The organism is Klebsiella sp. JN_Kp122, from assembly GCF_040062085.1.
GTDB lineage: Bacteria > Pseudomonadota > Gammaproteobacteria > Enterobacterales > Enterobacteriaceae > Klebsiella > Klebsiella aerogenes.
Window position 1 is genome coordinate 1 of sequence record NZ_JBEAHW010000007.1, and the last position, 2,818, is coordinate 2,818.

The following is a 2,818-nucleotide window of genomic DNA, read 5'->3' on the forward strand; positions in this document are numbered from 1 at the left end:
AACCGCCGACCCCCTCCTTGTAAGGGAGGTGCTCTCCCAGCTGAGCTAATCACCCCCGCTGTGTGGAGTCGCATTATAGGGAGAGTTGAATTTGAGTCAACGCCTTTTCTAAATAATTTGTTTGTTCGTCGTAAAATTAAACAAAGCGATCGCAAAATCAGCTTCGGCGTATGATTTATAAACAAAAATGGTAAAGCGTGATGTTGAGGCGGGATCTACATTGAGGAATCAGCCCGTGGTGTTAGAATATTCCCCTATCAATTCCAAGAACACTGCCGACTATCGGCATCTTTATTAAACGTAAGGCCATTTCATGAAAATCAAAACTCGCTTCGCGCCAAGCCCAACAGGCTATCTGCACGTTGGCGGTGCGCGTACTGCTCTCTATTCCTGGCTTTTTGCACGTAACCACGGCGGTGAGTTTGTGCTGCGTATTGAAGACACCGATCTCGAACGCTCCACCCCGGAAGCAATTGAAGCCATCATGGATGGGATGAACTGGCTGAATCTGGAGTGGGATGAAGGTCCGTACTTCCAGACTAAACGTTTCGATCGCTATAACGCGGTTATTGATGAAATGCTGGAAGCAGGTACAGCTTATAAATGCTACTGCTCGAAAGAACGTCTGGACGCGCTGCGCGAAGAACAGATGGCGAACGGTGAAAAGCCGCGCTACGACGGCCGCTGCCGCCATGATCATCAGCATCACGCCGCCGATGAGCCTTGCGTCGTGCGTTTTGCCAACCCGCAGGAAGGTTCGGTTATCTTTGACGACCAGATCCGCGGGCCGATCGAATTCAGCAACCAGGAGCTGGACGATCTGATCATTCGCCGCACCGACGGCTCCCCGACCTATAACTTCTGCGTCGTAGTTGATGACTGGGATATGGCGATCACCCACGTGATCCGCGGTGAAGACCACATCAACAATACCCCGCGCCAGATCAACATCCTGAAAGCGCTGAATGCGCCGGTGCCGGTTTATGCGCACGTATCGATGATCAACGGCGATGACGGTAAAAAACTTTCCAAGCGCCACGGTGCGGTGAGCGTGATGCAGTACCGCGACGACGGCTACCTGCCGGAAGCGTTGCTGAACTATCTGGTGCGTCTGGGCTGGTCTCATGGCGATCAGGAGATCTTCACCCGCGAAGAGATGATCGAGTTCTTCTCGCTGGGCGCGGTCAGCAAGTCCGCCAGTGCGTTCAACACCGATAAACTGCTGTGGTTAAACCATCACTACATCAACACGCTGCCGGCAGAATATGTCGCGACGCATCTGCAGTGGCACATTGAGCAGGAAAATATCGATACCCGTAACGGCCCGCAGTTGTCCGAACTGGTTAAACTGCTGGGCGAGCGTTGCAAAACGCTGAAAGAGATTGCTCAGAGCTGCCGTTACTTCTATGAAGAGTTCGCCGAGTTCGACGCCGATGCAGCGAAGAAACACCTGCGCCCGGTGGCGCGTCAGCCGCTGGAAGTGGTTCGCGATAAGCTGGCGGCCATTAGCGACTGGACGGCGGAAAATGTCCACCATGCGATTCAGGCGACTGCCGATGAGCTGGAAGTGGGCATGGGTAAAGTGGGCATGCCGCTGCGCGTGGCCGTAACCGGCGCGGGTCAGTCCCCGGCATTGGATGTCACCGTTCATGCCATCGGTAAATCCCGTAGCGTTGAACGTATCAATAAAGCGCTGGCGTTTATCGCCGAACGCGAAAGCCAGCAGTCCTGAGGCCGAGCGTAAGCTAAAGCAAGCGGCAGGTTAATCCTGCCGTTTTTTTTCGCCGCTATTTTGTCGCAGTGTTAATACCTAACCGCGCCAGGAAGCCACTAATACCATCGCGAGCAAGAAGATCGCGCAGGTGGGTTTGTTCTGCGGCGGTCATCAGCTGCAGCGTATCGGCGATTTGCCGCCATACCGCATCCGCTTCATTGATAAAGTAGCCGCTGGGCTGTTCGGCGAGCTGATACTCTTCATTCAGATGACGAAATGCCGGAATATTGGTCAGAAAATCGATCACTGGCCGGTCGATGACAATTAAACGCGCACGCCCGCCTTTGACGCCGGGAATCGCCTCGGTTCGCCACTTTTGTTCCCGCGCCCAGCGGTTGACCGTTTGTCTGGCCAGACCCAGAACTTCGGCAAGCTCTGCAGGCGTCATTTTTTCTTTCAGTTTCATCATTCGTTTTTTACTGGCCGCGTATTCCAAGACGGTTTAACAACCCGGTTATGCCTTCACGCAGCAGCAGCGACATTAGCTGCTTCTGTTCGCGATGAGTCATCTCTTTACAGAGCGTCAGCAATAATGGCTCGAGATCGGTCTCGGCGACCGAATAGGGCGAGGGCGTTTCCGCTACGCGCTGGGCATTGCGGATAAACTCTCGTACCTGCTCGTTAACGTGTACGAGACGCGCTTTGCCTCCCTGCACGCCAGGCCGCGGAGAAGTTTGCCACCCCTCTTTACGGACCCATTTATTTATCGTCTGTCGGCTGAAGCCAGTTAGATGCGCAATTTCTTCCGGAGTCATTCGTTCCTTGAGCATACTATTTCCTGAGTAAATATGTGGGAATTAGTGCTTCATGTTATAGCATCCTTTTACAGGAAATAGTGACATGTTTAACGCCTGCCTGCGATAAGGCTCGCATTGTCAGCTATTTGCCTGCTTTTTCAGCGATTGAAACAGGAGGGGTAATTTTGCCGTTGACACCTGGCGAAGGAATTCATATTATGCCGCCCGTCAACACGACACACTTTACGTTACGGGGCTATAGCTCAGCTGGGAGAGCGCTTGCATGGCATGCAAGAGGTCAGCGGTT

3 protein-coding genes are annotated in these 2,818 nt (G+C 53.2%); 1 reads left to right on the forward strand and 2 read right to left on the reverse strand.

Going from position 1 to position 2,818, the window contains the following annotated elements; all coding sequences use genetic code 11:
- The first annotated feature begins 313 nt into the window (after window positions 1–313).
- Window positions 314–1,732, forward strand: coding sequence for a glutamate--tRNA ligase (gene gltX / locus ABLU78_RS03340; RefSeq protein WP_020078209.1), 1,419 nt, complete (start codon window positions 314–316; stop codon window positions 1,730–1,732).
- Between the two features lie 55 nt (window positions 1,733–1,787).
- On the opposite strand, the gene ABLU78_RS03345 is transcribed toward gltX, so the two are convergent.
- Both ABLU78_RS03345 and ABLU78_RS03350 read right to left on the reverse strand, forming a co-directional pair.
- Window positions 1,788–2,183: a YfeC-like transcriptional regulator gene (locus ABLU78_RS03345; protein ID WP_015365514.1), complete on the reverse strand. Its 396-nt coding sequence runs from the start codon at window positions 2,181–2,183 to the stop codon at window positions 1,788–1,790.
- A 7-nt stretch (window positions 2,184–2,190) separates the two neighbouring features.
- Window positions 2,191–2,544 (reverse strand): YfeC-like transcriptional regulator, encoded by a 354-nt coding sequence (locus tag ABLU78_RS03350; protein ID WP_013878158.1) that lies wholly within the window; start codon window positions 2,542–2,544, stop codon window positions 2,191–2,193.
- Window positions 2,545–2,818 lie beyond the last annotated feature (274 nt).

Coding starts and splice junctions, on each gene's coding strand:
- gltX (WP_020078209.1), top strand. CDS start 314: ATGAAAATCAAAACTCGCTTCGCGCCAAGCCCAACAGGCTATCTGCAC.
- ABLU78_RS03345 (WP_015365514.1), bottom strand. CDS start 2,183: ATGATGAAACTGAAAGAAAAAATGACGCCTGCAGAGCTTGCCGAAGTT.
- ABLU78_RS03350 (WP_013878158.1), bottom strand. CDS start 2,544: ATGCTCAAGGAACGAATGACTCCGGAAGAAATTGCGCATCTAACTGGC.